Raw genomic sequence first — 14714 nt, forward strand, 5'->3', positions numbered from 1 at the left:
CCACAGCGGAAACCGGCGGGCACCGGCGCTAAAGTGAAAAATTGCCCCATCTTTCTAATCCTCATGAGTCACGACCATAAAGTTTTGTTTGATCGTGCACGAAACTATTTATCTATCCGGATCGGTGTCCGGCCTCGCTTGGTGTATGAAACGCTACGTTGGTAAAACTAAATGCAAAAAAAATAACCGACGCTTTCAAAACGTCGGCTATCTGCATTTGAGATATTTTGCACCAGAATGCCTCCGGATGACAAGATCCGGAAGCCCTCAAATACAAATTCTTTTTGTCGATCGAACGGAAAACCAGCCCGGCAGGCGAATTAATCCGCTACCGGCAGGCCGGTCGCCCGCACATACTTCTTACTTTATACGCCCATTCAGGCATTTTTCAACATCCAGTCGATCTCGGTTTCCGTCACCCGCCGTTCAAACTGCAGCAATTCGTCCGTCTTGCAGGCGTGATACACCTGGGTGAAACGCTCGCCCAGATAGTGGGTCAACGCGTGCTGATGTTCAAACTCGTACAGCGCATCGCTCTGGCGGATCGGCAGCGGCAGCCCCTCCTGCTCCAGCCCGTTGCCGGTCACCGGCTCAGGCAACGGCAGCGCGTTGTCCAACCCGTACAGCATGCCGGCCAGGATCGCCGCCATCACCAGATACGGATTGGCGTCGGCGCCGGCCACGCGGTACTCCACCCGATGATTCTCCGGTTCGCCGCAGGGGATGCGCAGCGCCACGGTGCGATTGTTGTGGCCCCAGGCTGCCTGGATCGGCACATACATCCCCGGCTGGAAACGCCGATAGGCATTGACGTTCGGCGCCAGCAGCGCCATCGACGCCGGCATCAGGGTGATCATTCCGGCCAGCGCCTGTTTCAGCAACGGTGAATCCTCGCCTTCGCCGTCGGCGAACAGGTTGTTGCCCGCCCCGTCCTGCATGCTGACATGCACGTGCATGCCGCTGCCGGCGTAATCCTCGTAGGGTTTGGCCATAAAGGTGGCGTGCATACCGTGGTTCTCGGCCACCAGCCGCACCAGCCGCTTCAGCGCCAGCGCGTGATCGCAGGCCAGCAAAATATCGTCGGTATGACGCAGATTGACCTCGAACTGCCCCGGCGACGCCTCCGCCACCGCGCCGTCCGCCGGCAGCCCCTGCAGCTTCGCCAGCGCGTCGATATCGTTCAGCACCTCAGCGAAATGGTTCAGGTTATCGACGGAATACACCTGGCTTTGGGTGTTGCGCTCCTGGGTGCCGGGCGCACACGGCGGCTGCAAATCGCCTTCCGCGTCGCGCAGCCTATCGATGAGATAAAACTCCAGCTCTACCGCTGCCACCGGGAACAAGCCGCGCTGTCGCAGCGCCTGCCACACGCGGTTCAGCACATTACGGGGTTCAACGTCAAAGGGAGTGCCATCTTCATCCAGCATGGTCAGCAACACCTGGCCGATATGCTCCGGATCGGCGGCCGACGGCGTCAGCGAGCCGGGCACCGGCAGACAAATGCGATCAGGCTCGCCGAGCTCCTGCCCAAGACCGGTCTCCTCCACCACGTTGCCGAGGATGTCCATGGCGAACACCGACGCGGGGAAGTAGCTGCCTTTTTCCAGTTTTTTCAACCCTGAGACGGGTATGCGCTTGCCGCGGAAGGAACCATTGAGATCGGTGAGAAGGATATCGACATACTGCGTGGCGGGATGGCGTTCCAAATAATGAGCAACCTCATTTTGGAACGCGCTACTTCGCCTCTCTTCATGATGCTGTGCAAAATGTTCAACTGCTGCGCTATTGGTTTGCATACGTCACCCGCCATTATGCTCTTAAGGCGCGTTAGCGCCCGTCCGCCGTTCGATTCAACACATGATTGGATTTCTCGCCAGGTCGCGCCGCTGCCGGGCGCTCAAAATAACATCCACAATATGAAACATAGTATTAACAGAATGGGTTTGCAAATGTTACAATCCTGTTTGATTATTCATCACCGACTGCTAAATTGATAAAATATTGACCGAAAAGGCCTTGCTGCCATTTTTACGTCAACTATTTCGTCCAACGCACCGAGAGTGAATATGGGCAATATATTTTCCAAACCCACCCTAACTACCGATATCATGCAGCATCGTTATCGACCAGACAGGCACCCGATAGCGATCTTCATTTCTACCTGTCGCCCTTACCAGAAGGAAGTACCGCTATGAGCGAAGCCAGCTTGGCACCGGGCAAACGCCTGTCACAGATCCGTCAGCAATTGGGTTTGTCGCAGCGCCGGGTCGCCGAACTGTCCGGGTTAACCCACAGTGCGATCAGCACCATCGAACAGGACAAGGTCAGCCCGGCCATCAGCACGCTGCAAAAGCTGCTGAAGGTGTATGGCCTGTCGCTGTCTGAATTCTTTGCCGAACCGGAGGCCGTCGACGAACCGCGCGTGGTGATCGACGCCGAAGATCTGATTGAGATCGGCAGCCAGGGGGTGTCGATGAAGCTGGTGCACAACGGCAGCCCGACGCGCAACCTGGCGATGATGCTGGAAACTTACCAGCCCGGCACCACCACCGGCGAAAAGATCAAGCATCAGGGCGAAGAGATCGGCACCCTGCTGGAGGGCGAGATCGTGCTGACCATCAACGGCCAGAGCTATTGCCTGACCGCCGGTCAGAGTTACGCCATCAACACCGGCATTCCGCACAGCTTCAGCAATACGTCGGCGCGCATTTGCCGCATCGTCAGCGCACACACCCCTACCACCTTCTGACCGCTTCTCGCACCGGCGCAGCCTGACGCGGGTTGCGCCCCTGCCTCTCCACGTTTTTCATCGCCGTTATGCCATTTTGTTGGTTGCCAACGGCGCAATCTGTGTTACAACAGAGCAAAACAGCCATCTAAACATCTAAACGGCCTTACTACCCTATGTCAACCGTAACGCCTTCACGCCTCGAGATGCGCAATATCTCGATCGCCTTCGCCGGCTTCAACGCGCTGCAGGACGTGGACTTCACGCTGCAGGGCGGATCAATCCATGCGCTGGTCGGCGCCAACGGCGCGGGCAAGTCGACGCTGATGGCGATCCTCTCCGGCGCCCACGATCATTATCGCGGCGAGATCCTGATCGACGGCCAGCCGGTGGCGATCCACTCCCCGCTGCAGGCGCGCCGTCACGGTATTCACGTGGTGCAGCAAGAGGTCGACGTCGCGCTGATCCCCACGCTGTCGGTAGCGGAAAACATCATGCTTGACTGGCTGAACGAGCCGGGCCACTGGCTGAACTGGGCGGAGCTGCACCGCCACGCCGCGCAGCTGCTGCAGCAATGGGCGCTGCCGCTCAACCCGCGCAGACGCCTGGCGGACTGCACGCTGGCGGAAAAACAGCAGGTGCTGCTGGCGCGCGCGCTGTCGCACCGCTGCCGTTTTCTGGTGCTCGACGAGCCGACCGCGCCGCTCGATCGCGCCGAGAGCGAGCGCCTGTTTAACGTGGTGCGCCGCCTGCAATCCGAAGGCATCGGCATCGTGTTTATTTCCCACCGCATCCACGAACTGAGCGACATTTGCGATCGGCTGACGGTGCTGCGCGACGGCCGGCGCGTCAGCGAAGACGCCATGCGCGGGCTGAACGGCGAACAGGTCGTCGAGAAGATGCTCGGCCATCGGCTGGACGACATTTTCCCGCCGCCGCGCCCGCCGCACCCAGAGCGAACGCTGCTGCAGGTGGAGGGCTTGCGCGATCGCCATAAGCTGCGCGACGTTTCGCTGCGGTTGCATGAGGGCGAGATCCTCGGCATCGCCGGGCTGGCCGGGGCGGGCAAAACCGAACTGTGCAAGGCATTGTTCGGCGCCGGCGCCGTGCAGCTCGAGCGCGGCGAACTGCGCGGGCAGCCCTGGGCGCCACACGCGCCGCACCTGTCGGTCGAACAAGGATTGGCGCTGGTGCCGGAAGAACGCCGCAAAGAAGGCATTTTCATCGACGAGGCGATCCCGATGAACCTGAGCGTCAGCGCCGACGACAGCTTCTCGCGCTGGAGCCTGTTCAACCGGCGGCAAGAACTGCGCTGGGCGCGCGAGATCATGCAGCGTCTGAACATTCGCGCCTCCGGCCCGCAACAGCGGCTGGCGCGCCTGTCAGGCGGCAATCAGCAAAAAGTGGCGATCGGCAAATGGCTGCGCGGCGACGCCGAGGTGCTGATCTTCGATGAGCCGACCAAGGGCGTGGACATCAAGGCCAAACAGGAGCTGTTCAGCCTGATCGACGGCCTGGCCCGCGCCGGCAAAGGCGTGATTTACGCCTCCGGCGAGTTCGCCGAGCTGATTGGCCTGTGCGATCGCATCTGCGTGCTGTGGGACGGCCGCATCGTGGCGGAGTTGAACGCTGCCGACATCGACGAAGAAACCTTATTGCTCTATTCCACCGGAGGAACCCCTGCGTGAGTAAAGAATTTGCCTTGCGGCCTGCGCTGCCCTGGCGCCAACAGCTGTTCGATTTCCTCTATAAGTGGGGCATGCTGCTGACCGTGGCGGCGCTGATCGCCCTGTTTGGCCTGGCGTCGGACAATTTTCTCGATGCCAACAACATCATCAATATCCTGCGTTCGATCGCCATCGTGACGGTGATCGCCATCGGCGTCTCCATCTCGCTGTCGGTCGGCGGTTTCGATCTGTCGGTCGGCTCAACCGCCTCACTGGCCAACGCGCTGGTGATTTCACTGTTCGTCTGGCACGGGTTCGGCACCACCGGCGCCATCGTGGTGACGCTGCTGCTGTGCACACTGGTCGGCCTGTTCAACGCCCTGCTGATCGTGGTGTTCAGAATTCCCGATATGCTGGCGACGCTGGCCAGCCTGTTCGTGATCCAGGGCGTGGCGATGACTTACAGCTACGGCGGCTCCATCACCCAAAACATGGTGCTGCCGAATGGCGACATGGCGGAAGGCCTAATCCCGGAGGTGTTTTCCGCCCTCGGCCAGGTGCCGGTGATCGTGCTGATCATGCTGGCGGTCACCGTGGCGGTGCAGCTGTTTCTGTCGTTGACCAAGCACGGCCGCCGGATGTATGCCATCGGCGGCAACCCCGAGGCGGCGCGTCTGTCGGGCATCCGCACCGTGCGTTACAGGGTTGCCGCTTACGTCATTTCCTCTTGGCTGGCGGCGCTTGGCGGCATCTTGCTGGCGTCACGTATCGGCTCTTCGCAGGTCAATGCCGGCGGCGGCTATCTGATGGACGCGGTGGCGGCGGCCTATATCGGCTTCTCGCTGGCGGGCTCCGGCAAACCCAATGCGCTCGGTACCCTGATCGGCGCGGTGATCCTCGGCGTGCTGCAAAACGGCCTGGTGATGCTGTCGGTGCCCTACTACGCCATGGACATTATCAAAGGCCTGGTGCTGGCGCTGGCGCTGGCCATCACCTACATCCAGAAACGCTGATCACCCCGGCGCACGCCCGCTGCGCCGCTTTTCCCTTTAATTCATCCGGTTACCCTTTCCCGTTAGCAGAACAAGCATACAAATGATATGAATTATCATTAGCGTTTACATTCAGTAAAAAATCCTTACAATACCCTCACGCAACGCTGACGAAGCGAAGTATTTCTCAGCGAACGATGAATAATTTCATTAGAAATTCAATTGGTTAATTACTTTCACTTCAATCCAGGAAAGGTTCACCTCATGGAAACGCCACGTTACAGCAAGCTCGCCGCTCTGGTGATTGCCTCACTCAGCGCCACCGCCGCACTGGCCGCGCCGCAGAACGACACCCAGGACACCATGGTCGTCACCGCCTCCGGCTTCCAGCAAAAAATTCAGGACTCCGCCGCTTCCATCTCGGTGATCCCGCGCCAGCAAATCGAAGACAAGGCTTACCGCGACATCACCGACGCGCTGAAAGACGTGCCGGGCGTGGTGGTCACCGACGGCGGCAGTAAAAGCGACATCAGCATCCGCGGCATGTCTTCCAAGTACACCCTGATCCTGGTGGACGGCAAGCGCGTCGACACCCGCGGCACCCGCCCGAACAGCGACAACGCCGGCATCGAACAAGGCTGGCTGCCGCCGCTGGAAGCCATTGAGCGCATCGAAGTGGTGCGCGGGCCGATGTCTTCGCTGTACGGTTCCGACGCCATGGGCGGCGTGATCAACGTCATCACCCGCAAAACCTCACGCACCGAGTGGAAAGGCTCGCTGCACGGCGATGCCACCCTTCAGGAAAACCGCGATTCCGGCGACCTGTTCCAGACCAACGCCTACGCGTCCGGCCCGCTGGTTGAAGGCCTGCTCGGCCTGCGGGTCAACGGCCTGCTCTCACGCCGCGCGGAAGATAAAATCGTCAACGGTTACAACGAACAGCGCATGCGCAGCGGCACTGCGGTGTTCACCCTGACCCCGGACGAGAAAAACGAATTCGACTTCGAAATCGGCCGCTCGCTGCAGGATCGCAACAGCACGCCGGGCAAATCGGTGGTGGCGGAGCGCTGCAGCAAAGGCAAATGCACCCCAACTTCCCGCAGCGAAGATCTCTACACCCGCACCAACTACTCGCTGACCCACAACGGTTATTACGACTTCGGCAACTCCACCAGCTACGTTCAGCGGGAAGAGACCAACAACCCGGGCCGCAAAATGAAGATGTACAACACCATCTTCAACACCCAGAACCAGTTCGAGCTGGGTTCCCACATGCTGAACCTCGGCGGCCAATACCGCTATGAGAAACTGGGCGACAGTGGCAACCAGCTAAGCTCGGCGCAAGACGTCAATCAACTGACGCGCTGGAGCTGGGCGCTGTTCGCCGAAGACGAATGGGCGCTGACCAATGACTTTAGCCTGACCAGCGGCATCCGTATGGACCGCGATCAGAACTTCGGCAGCCACTGGTCGCCGCGCATGTACGGCGTTTGGCACCTGACCGAGCAGTGGACGCTGAAAGGCGGCGTTTCCGCCGGCTACCGTTCGCCGGATCTGCGCCAATCCTCCGCCAACTGGGGCCAGGTCACCGGCGGCGGCGTGCGTAAAGGCATCATCGTCGGCAACCCGGATCTGCAGCCGGAGAAGAGCCTGAGCGAAGAGATCGGCCTGATGTGGGATAGCCTGAAAGGCGTCAACGCCGGGGTCACCGTCTTCAACACCGACTTCAAGAACAAGATCACCGAAGTGCGCCGCTGTGAAGACACGCCGGACTGTAAGATCGGCAATGACGTCTACGACTTTATCAGCGATCGCGTCAACGTCGACAAAGCCAATATGCGCGGCGTAGAAGCCACCTTCGGCTGGCAGATCAACAAAGACTGGAAGTGGAACACCAACTACACCTACACCTCTTCCGAGCAGAAGAGCGGCGAGTTCCAGGGCAAGGCGCTCAACCAGATGCCGAAGCACATGGTTAACACCGTGCTGGATTGGCGCGCCACGCAGGACCTCAGCCTGTGGTCGCGCGTTAATTTCCGCAGCAAAACGTCTGAGTATCTGAGCCGTACCTCGATGGCCAAGAGCACGCCGTCCTACACCTTCGTCGATGCGGGCCTGAGCTACCAGGCGGCGAAAAACCTGCAGCTGACCGGCGGGGTCTACAACATCCTCGACAAGACCGTGGATTACGATCACTACAACACCACGCTGGACGGCCGCCGTTACACCGTCGGCATGACCTACAACTTCTGATGCCCTTGGGCGCGCGCCGCGCGCCCTTTTCATTCCATCACCGTGAGGAAGCTCCATGAAATTACGCCGCTCCCCCCTGATGATCGCCCTGCTGGCCGCGATGGCGCTGGCGGGTTGCCACAGCAAAACCGATACGCAGGTAGCCGCTACCCCGGCTACCGTCAACGTCCAGCACCTGAATGGCAGCACCGAGGTGAAGAAGCACCCGCAACGCATCGTGGTGCTGGATTACGCCTCGCTGGAAACGCTGCAGCTGCTGGACGTCGAGCCGCTGGCGCTGCCCGGCAACCGCAAGAACTTGCCGGATAGCCTGAAGCGCTATCAGGATGACAAATACCTCAATGCCGGCACCCTGTTCCAACCGGATATGGCCGTGCTGCGCGCCGCCAAACCGGATCTTATCCTGATCGCCGGCCGGGCGTCCAAAGCCTATGACGAGCTGAACACGCTGGCGCCGACGTTGAACATGTCCGTCGATCAGCAGGATCAGTTGGGCAGCCTGAAACAGCGCACCCTGCAGCTGGGCGAGCTGTTTGATAAGCAGCAACAGGCGCAGGCGGCGATCGACAAGCTGGATGCGCAGATCGCGGCGGTCAAACCGCAGGCCGCCCAGGCCGGACGCGGGCTGGTGGTGCTGTTCTCCGGCGGCAAGATCAGCGCTTACGCCCCCAAGAGCCGTTTCAGCTTCGTCTATGACGCCCTCGGCTTCGCGTCCGCGTTGCAGTCCGATGAAAAAGACGTGCGCGGCAACAAGCTGACGCCTGAGCAGGTGGCCAAGCTGAATCCGGACTGGCTGTTCGTCATCGACAGAGACGCCGCGACCGGGCGGCCGAACGCGGTGGCGCCGCAGAAAATCCTCACCGGCACCGCACTGAAGAAAACCACGGCGGTGAAAAAAGGCCAGGTGGTTTACCTGCCGGCGGCCGAGGTCTATCTGTCCGGCGGCATCGTCACCGCCCAACACGTCGTCGAACGCGTGAGCGAGGCGCTGAATCACACTGCGCGATAAAGAAAGCCCGGCGATGCCGGGCTTTTTCTTGGGTTAAATCGTCGGCTGGTTTACCAAACCGTCTATCAGCACCTGCGGCGTGCCCTGCGAGCAACGTTCGATGCGCCCGCGCACGCCGTAGACCCGCGCCAGGCTCTGCGGCGTAATCACCTGATCCGGCGCGCCATCGGCGATCAGATCGCCATCCTGCAGCATCAGCACGTGGTCGCCGTGACGCAGCGCGATGTTGATGTCATGCACCACCACCACCGTCACGATATTGCGCTTGCGGGTTTCACGGCGCACCAAATCCATCACGTGGAACTGATAGTTGAGATCGAGCGCGCTCAGCGGCTCATCCAGCAGCAGCAGCGACGGCTGACGGATCAGCGACTGCGCCAACCCCACCAGCTGTTTCTGGCCGCCGGACAGCTGATCGAGATAACTCAACGCCAGATGGGCGATGCCCAGTTGCTCCAGCAGGGCCATCACCTCCGCTTCGCTGCCGGCGTTGCTGCGGCCGCCCGAGGCGCGCTGCGCCACGATGATCGACTCCAGCACGTGCAGGTGCACCCCGGCGGGCAGCGACTGCGGCAGATACACCACTTTCTCCGCGCGACGGGCGAACGGCATCTGCATCAGATCGCCGTCGTCCAGCCACAGCTTGCCCTGCGCCGGGTTCAGCCCGGCCAGCGAGCGCAGCAGCGTCGATTTGCCGCTGCCGTTCGGCCCCAGCAGCACGGTGATTTGCCCGCGCGGCAGCATCGGCACCGAGAGATCGTCGATCACCTGGCGTTTCGGGTAGCCCGCCGAGAAGTGTTCTATGCGCAAGCCCTGGTTCATACGTTCCCCCGATGGCGCAGAATAATGCTCAGGAAGAACGGCACCCCGACCAGCGAGGTGACGATGCCCACCGGAATGATCACGCCGGGCACCAGATTTTTCGACGCCACCGAGGCCATCGACAGCACCAGCGCGCCAATCAGCGCGCTGGCCGGCAGGTAGAAACGGTGATCTTCGCCGAAGATCATGCGGGCGATGTGCGGCGCCACCAGGCCGATAAAGCCGATCGGCCCGACGAAAGCCACCGCCAGCGCCGAGAGCATGCTGATGCGCAGCAGCGTGGTCAGCCGCAGACGACGCACGTCGATGCCGAAGCTCACCGCCCGGTCTTCACCCAGACGCAGCGCGGTCAGTTTCCACGAGCTCATCATCGACAGCGGCAGCAGCACGGCGAACACCCCGAACAGAATGCCCAGCTTGTCCCACGAGGCGCGCGCCAGGCTGCCCATGGTCCAGAACACCAGCCCCTGCAGCGTGTCCTCGCTGGCGATGAATTGCATCATCGAGACCAGCGCGTTGAAGGTAAACACCAGCGCGATGCCGAACAGCACTACGCCGGAGGTGGCGACCCGCGTCCAGCGCGTGATGCCGTCGAGCATCAGCGCGGCGAACAGCGCGAAGATAAAAGCGTTGGCGGAGATGAACCACTGATCGGGAATGCCCGGAATGCCGATGCCGAGCACGATCGCCAGCGCGGCGCCAAAGGCCGCGGCGGAAGACACCCCGAGGGTGAAGGGACTGGCCAGCGGGTTATTCAGGATGGTCTGCATTTCCGCCCCGGCCAGGCCGAGCGCAAAGCCCACCACCACCGCCATCAGCGCATAGGGCAAGCGGATGTCCCAGACGATCACCCGCGTGCCGGCATCGGCCGCGGCGGGGTCAAGCAGCGTTTGCCATAAGGAGGACAGCGACAGGCCGGACGGCCCCATGGTGAAATCCAGCAGCAGCGAGCCCAGGATCGCCAGTGCCAACACGCCCATCATCAACAGGCGATGGCGAAGAATATGCTGATAACGCCCCATCACGCCGGCGTTGGGTTGCCCCTTGGCGTCAGTCATGGGATCGGTGGATACGCTCATTCGTTAAGATACCTGTTACAACCATCATGACAGCGGCGCGAAGGCGTCCGCCGTAAACCGGAAAGCGCGCGGCGACCGCCTGTGCGCAGCCGCCCACAATAAAGCAAACGATAATACTTATCAATCATATCAATAGGTGAAAACAGCGTTGTCGAAATGTAATAATTTGTTTTTTCTCGCCATTTTTCAAACCACCACGCTTTCCCCCGCCAACGGCCAGTAGGTTAATTATTCTGAAAATTATTCCTGATCCGACCAGACTCTGACAAATAGCGGCAAAACCACATAGAATCCAAAACCACAGCACCGCGCGTGCAAAAAACTTTCAGGCCGCCGCAAGAGCGGCCTTATTGACGAGGCTGTAATGAGAAGTCCATCTCCGGCGGTAACGCCCAAACGCCCGGCGCTGCTGAACTGGCTGTTGCACAGCCCGCTGCACGCCGATGACGAACCGTTTCAACGCCAGCTGCGTCTCACGCTGACGCCCTCTCCTCTCACCCCCTGGCTGAATGCCGTGGGGCCGGCCGCGCTGTTGGCGGGGTACGCCTGGCTGAACCAACCGCTGGTCGGTATCGGCCTGCTGCTGCTGTTGCTGCTGTTGACCGCCGGGCGCGCCAGGTTGGCGCAAAGGCGCCAACCCGCCTGGCCGAACGCCATGCTGGTGACAGTGTTGTTGTGGGCGCTGCTGGTCGGCGCCAGCGCCGCGCTGGCGATGCTGTCGGGCCGCTTCGTGCTGATCCTGTTCGCCGGCCTGACCATTACCGCCCTGGCCTGCTGGCTGATGCAGCGCCACGCCGCCGCCCCGCGCTTCGCACTGCTTGAGGTGATCGCGCTGACGCTGCCCTACCTGCTGGCGGCGCCGCTGTCGCGCGTGCAAAACCTGTTTGTCCTGGCGGACCTCGCGCCGCTGTGGCTGGTGCTGGCCCACGGCATGATCGCGCGCTACCACCGCCAGCTGGTGCAGCACGTCACGCTGGCGTGGGAGAAGCAGCAGGCGTCGCACCGCGATCGCCTGACCGGCTTTCTCAACCGCGCAGGCGGCGAGACGGTGATGCGCAGCATCTGCCGTCCCGGAACGGCGCAGCCGATCTCCCACCTGTTCATTCTTGAATTCGGCCCGCTGGCGGCGCTCTACCAAAGCCACGGCGTCCAGATCGGCGACGACGTGCTGCGCACCGTCGGCGAGCGCCTCAAAACGCTGATCCGCCCGAGCGACTACGTCTGCCGCTACACCGGCGGCCAGTTTCTGATTCTGGTGCACGATCTGCCCTACGGCGCGGAAAGCGAGTTCCTGGCGCGCATTGTGCCACCGCTGGAGGCGCCCTACGATTTTGGCGCGTTCGGCGAGGTGAACATGCGGCTTAACGCCGGCATTGTGGCGCTGACGCAGAATTACACGACGGTAGAGAGTTTGATGAGCTCGGCGCAGCAGGCGCTGGCGGAAGCCAAAGGCGGGAAAAAGTAAAACAAAACGCGGCGGGAGCCCCCCGCCGCGTGTCACTCACCGAAAATTACTTCACGTCCATCTTCGGGAATTCCATCTCGCTGTACTTCACGACACGGGTGCCTTGCGACAGCTTGTAACCAAACCAAATCAGCAGGAACAGCGGAATGCCGATGTAGGTCGCGGTCACGCCATACCAGTCGATCTTATCTTGCAGGAAGGCCTGGTAGTTCTGGCCCAGGGTAATGATCAGGCACAGCACGAAGGCGAAGATCGGCCCCAGCGGGAAGAACCCGGAACGGTACGGCAAATCGTTCAGATCGCGCCCCTGCAGCATGTAACCGCGACGGAAACGGTAGTGGCTGATAGCGATGCCCAACCAGGCGATGAAACCGGTCATGCCCGAGGTATTGAGCAGCCACAGGTAAACCGACTGGTTGCCGAACATTGACGTCAGGAAGCACAGGCCGGCCACCACGCAGGTCGCATACAGCGCGTTGCGCGGCACGCCGCCTTTCGACAGCTTGGCGAAAATGCGCGGCGCCTTGCCTTCCGATGCCAGGGTGTACAGCATGCGGGTCGATGCGTACATGCCCGAGTTACCGGCCGACAGCACCGCCGTCAGGATCACCGCGTTCATGACCGCCGCCGCCGACAACAGGCCGGCATGCTGGAACACCAGGGTGAACGGGCTGACGCTGATGTCTTTCACGTCGTTGCGCAGCAGGCTCGGATCGGTGTACGGAATGATCAGGCTGATGATCAGAATGGCGAAGATATAGAACAGCAGGATACGCCAGAACACCTGACGCACTGCGCGCGGGATGTTTTTACCCGGATTCTCCGATTCGCCGGCCGCGATGCCGATAAGTTCTGTGCCCTGGAACGAGAAGCCGACGATCATGGCCACGCCGATCATCGCCGAGAAGCCGCCGGCGAACGGCGCATCCCCAATGGTCCAATTCTGCCAGCCGGCATGCTCGCCGCCTTTCAGAATGCCGACAATCATCAGCACGCCGACGGCGATGAAAATAATCACGGTACTGACCTTGATCAGCGCGAACCAGTATTCCGCCTCGCCGAACCCTTTCACCGAAATGTAGTTCAGCAGGAACATCAGGCCGAGGAACAGCGCGCTCCAAACCCAGCCGGGAGTGTCCGGGAACCAGTAGCTCATCACCAATTGCGAAGCCACCAGGTCAACGGCGATGGTCACCGCCCAGTTGTACCAGTAGTTCCAGCCCAGTGCGAAGCCGAAGCCTTCTTCCACGTATTTGGCGCCGTAGGTGGAGAATGAACCGGAGACCGGCATAAAGGCCGCCAGTTCGCCCAGACTGGTCATCAGGAAGTACACCATCAAACCGATCAGAGCGTAAGACAGCAGCGCCCCGCCGGGGCCGGCCTGAGAAACCGTGGCGCCCGAGGCGACAAACAGGCCGGTGCCGATGGAGCCGCCGATGGCGATCATGGTCAAATGCCGGGCTTTCAGCTCGCGGCGCAATCCGGGAGCTTGCTGCCCCGATGTTTTTATATCCTGCTGAGCCATTCGTTCCCTATCTATCTGCTCTTCGAAAAATGAGGGCGGATTGTAACAAATACCCGCCGGTGAACTAGCAACATTGCACCGATATAAGATAGCTTCATAATTCAGAGGCAATTATTAGCCGCGGCCCTTATGGCCTTACTTACTCTCATTAATGTGAGCGCGCGCAGGTTTTTATGCTTTCTTTTGCCTGCGCGGCGATAGAAGACGTGACGCGCTGTCGATTACAGCGCGCAATAGCTGAGAAAACGCTGCAAGGCGTTGGAAATGTGCTTTTGCCGATGGCGGATCAGGTACAGGGTGCGCCGCAGCGGCGGCAGCGGCACCGGCAGTTCCACCAGCGCGCCGCTGGCCAACTGCTCCGCCACCACGCGCCGCGACAGGCAACTGATGCCGATACCGTGCCGCACCGCATGCTTGATCGCCTCCGAGTTGCCGAGCTCCATCACCAGCTGGAAGTGCGGCAGGTGCGCCAGCAGCAGGTGATCCAGCACCTCGCGGGTGCCCGAACCGCGCTCGCGCAGGATCCAAGGCGCATTCGCCAGCGCCTCCAGCGTCGGCGGCTGGCGGGTTAAGGGATTGTCCGGCGCGGCGAACACCACCAGCTCATCCTCCAGCCACGGCTGCGTCACCAGCTCCGGCATATGGCAAGGCCCTTCGATCAGCCCCAGATCGACGCGGAAATCCGCCACCGCCACGATCACGTCCTGGCTGTTGCCAACGTTCAGCTCCAGCGGCGTGGCCGGAAAGTCCCGGCGGTAACGGGCGATCATCTCCGGCAGCATGTAGTTGCCGATGGTGCTGCTGGCGGCGATGCGCAGCGCCCCCCCGTCATGGCGAAACAGCTGCTCGATCTCCCCCGCCTGCTCCAGCAGCGCCAGCGCCTTGGGATACAGCAACCGGCCGTGTTCGTTGATCACCAGCCGTTTGCCGACGCGATCGAACAGCTGCACGCCCAGTTGCCCCTCCAGATCCGCCAGCGCCGCGCTGACCGCCGACTGCGACAGCGCCAGCACCACCGAGGCCTGAGTGGTCGAACCGCTTTTCAGCACTTCGGTGAAGACTTCCAGTTGACGCAACGTGATATGCATAGTCGTCCCGGTATTGAAAAAGGGTTCTGCCAGAGAACCGCAAAATTAATGTCAACATGATGTGGGTAGCCCGGCCAGGCTACCCC

Annotated in this window: 11 protein-coding genes; 6 read left to right on the top strand and 5 right to left on the bottom strand. The window is 61.1% G+C overall.

Translation table 11 applies throughout. From position 1 onward, the window contains the following. Nucleotides 1-377: 377 nt before the first annotated feature. Nucleotides 378-1796 (bottom strand): glutamine synthetase family protein, encoded by a 1419-nt coding sequence (locus ACP39K_RS05000; protein ID WP_028127730.1) that lies wholly within the window; start codon nucleotides 1794-1796, stop codon nucleotides 378-380. Between the two features lie 395 nt (nucleotides 1797-2191). On the opposite strand from ACP39K_RS05000, the gene puuR reads away from it, so the two are divergent. The 5 genes from puuR to ACP39K_RS05025 all read left to right on the top strand — a co-directional run bounded on the left by puuR (nucleotide 2192) and on the right by ACP39K_RS05025 (nucleotide 8649). Then, entirely contained in the window at nucleotides 2192-2749 is a 558-nt protein-coding gene (gene puuR, locus ACP39K_RS05005; protein WP_016927000.1) for an HTH-type transcriptional regulator PuuR, read from the top strand. Between the two features lie 155 nt (nucleotides 2750-2904). Next, nucleotides 2905-4416, top strand: coding sequence for a sugar ABC transporter ATP-binding protein (locus tag ACP39K_RS05010; protein WP_497008333.1), 1512 nt, complete (start codon nucleotides 2905-2907; stop codon nucleotides 4414-4416). Further along, nucleotides 4413-5408: an ABC transporter permease gene (locus tag ACP39K_RS05015; protein ID WP_016926998.1), complete on the top strand. Its 996-nt coding sequence runs from the start codon at nucleotides 4413-4415 to the stop codon at nucleotides 5406-5408. The genes ACP39K_RS05010 and ACP39K_RS05015 overlap by 4 nt, the downstream gene beginning before the upstream one ends. A 243-nt stretch (nucleotides 5409-5651) precedes the next feature. Continuing rightward, a complete protein-coding gene (locus tag ACP39K_RS05020) occupies nucleotides 5652-7640 on the top strand; it encodes a ligand-gated channel protein (RefSeq protein WP_033639853.1) in 1989 nt (662 codons plus the stop codon). 55 nt (nucleotides 7641-7695) lie between these two features. Beyond that, a complete protein-coding gene (locus ACP39K_RS05025; protein WP_016926996.1) occupies nucleotides 7696-8649 on the top strand; it encodes a siderophore ABC transporter substrate-binding protein in 954 nt (317 codons plus the stop codon). A 33-nt stretch (nucleotides 8650-8682) separates the two neighbouring features. Here ACP39K_RS05025 and ACP39K_RS05030 read toward each other — a convergent pair whose 3' ends face one another. Both ACP39K_RS05030 and ACP39K_RS05035 read right to left on the bottom strand, forming a co-directional pair. Further along, entirely contained in the window at nucleotides 8683-9471 is a 789-nt protein-coding gene (locus ACP39K_RS05030) for an ABC transporter ATP-binding protein (protein WP_016926995.1), read from the bottom strand. Next, entirely contained in the window at nucleotides 9468-10550 is a 1083-nt protein-coding gene (locus tag ACP39K_RS05035; protein WP_004935667.1) for a FecCD family ABC transporter permease, read from the bottom strand. Before ACP39K_RS05035 ends, ACP39K_RS05030 begins: the two co-directional genes overlap by 4 nt. 364 nt (nucleotides 10551-10914) lie before the next feature. Here ACP39K_RS05035 and ACP39K_RS05040 point away from each other — a divergent pair, with 364 nt between their 5' ends. Beyond that, the gene (locus ACP39K_RS05040) at nucleotides 10915-12015 is read left to right on the top strand and encodes a GGDEF domain-containing protein (RefSeq protein ID WP_115116746.1); all 1101 of its coding nucleotides are present in this window, start codon (nucleotides 10915-10917) and stop codon (nucleotides 12013-12015) included. Between the two features lie 46 nt (nucleotides 12016-12061). Here ACP39K_RS05040 and ACP39K_RS05045 read toward each other — a convergent pair whose 3' ends face one another. Both ACP39K_RS05045 and yieE read right to left on the bottom strand, forming a co-directional pair. Beyond that, nucleotides 12062-13540, bottom strand: a complete 1479-nt coding sequence (locus ACP39K_RS05045) for an amino acid permease (protein WP_033639849.1) — start codon at nucleotides 13538-13540, stop codon at nucleotides 12062-12064. Nucleotides 13541-13761: 221 nt separating this feature from the next. Further along, on the bottom strand, nucleotides 13762-14628 hold the full coding sequence (yieE, locus tag ACP39K_RS05050) for a DNA-binding transcriptional regulator YeiE (RefSeq protein WP_016926991.1): 867 nt from the start codon (nucleotides 14626-14628) through the stop codon (nucleotides 13762-13764). Nucleotides 14629-14714: the final 86 nt, after the last annotated feature.

Source organism: Serratia sp. EC4 (genome assembly GCF_059652115.1).

Excerpts from the sequence above, each read along its gene's own strand:
- ACP39K_RS05010 (WP_497008333.1), top strand. The coding sequence starts at position 2,905 with ATGTCAACCGTAACGCCTTCACGCCTCGAGATGCGCAATATCTCGATC.
- ACP39K_RS05035 (WP_004935667.1), bottom strand. The coding sequence starts at position 10,550 with ATGAGCGTATCCACCGATCCCATGACTGACGCCAAGGGGCAACCCAAC.
- ACP39K_RS05020 (WP_033639853.1), top strand. The coding sequence starts at position 5,652 with ATGGAAACGCCACGTTACAGCAAGCTCGCCGCTCTGGTGATTGCCTCA.
- yieE (WP_016926991.1), bottom strand. The coding sequence starts at position 14,628 with ATGCATATCACGTTGCGTCAACTGGAAGTCTTCACCGAAGTGCTGAAA.
- ACP39K_RS05030 (WP_016926995.1), bottom strand. The coding sequence starts at position 9,471 with ATGAACCAGGGCTTGCGCATAGAACACTTCTCGGCGGGCTACCCGAAA.
- ACP39K_RS05040 (WP_115116746.1), top strand. The coding sequence starts at position 10,915 with ATGAGAAGTCCATCTCCGGCGGTAACGCCCAAACGCCCGGCGCTGCTG.
- ACP39K_RS05000 (WP_028127730.1), bottom strand. The coding sequence starts at position 1,796 with ATGCAAACCAATAGCGCAGCAGTTGAACATTTTGCACAGCATCATGAA.
- ACP39K_RS05025 (WP_016926996.1), top strand. The coding sequence starts at position 7,696 with ATGAAATTACGCCGCTCCCCCCTGATGATCGCCCTGCTGGCCGCGATG.
- ACP39K_RS05045 (WP_033639849.1), bottom strand. The coding sequence starts at position 13,540 with ATGGCTCAGCAGGATATAAAAACATCGGGGCAGCAAGCTCCCGGATTG.
- puuR (WP_016927000.1), top strand. The coding sequence starts at position 2,192 with ATGAGCGAAGCCAGCTTGGCACCGGGCAAACGCCTGTCACAGATCCGT.